Origin of the sequence: Vibrio sp. 10N.222.52.B7, assembly GCF_041474275.1 — a bacterium.
Taxonomy (GTDB): Bacteria; Pseudomonadota; Gammaproteobacteria; order Enterobacterales; family Vibrionaceae; genus Vibrio; species Vibrio crassostreae_C.
On the sequence record NZ_JBFRTU010000427.1, the window covers coordinates 1 to 327 of the forward strand.

The 327-nt window shown below is 37.6% G+C and carries 1 protein-coding gene; it reads right to left on the bottom strand.

The window, feature by feature from the left end:
• Positions 1–185: 185 nt before the first annotated feature.
• Positions 186–327: cell division protein ZapC domain-containing protein (locus AB4512_RS23530; protein WP_372175937.1), on the bottom strand; the 142-nt coding region annotated here is incomplete at its 5' end.

The following is a 327-nucleotide window of genomic DNA, read 5'->3' on the forward strand; positions in this document are numbered from 1 at the left end:
GTTTTTTACAAATTAAATAAGTGAATAACGTCATTCAAATGAATGAACTACGTCGTATTTATTGAGATAGGCTTTTTTAGGCACAAAAAAATCGGCTATTAAGCCGATTATGGGGAAGGTATTACAGGTTTATTCGTAGCATTGGTTGGTCGAAATAATGCTCTAGTGATGCTTTAGGTTAGAGGTTAACCCACCATCGCAATATGCGCTTGATGAAGGATGGCATTTGCATCAGTCATTCTATCGTGCATGACTTTAATCGAGTCTCCAAAGCGTAACCCTTTTGAAGGCGTTAGAAGGAACTCTTCTAAGTCTACAAATGCACAT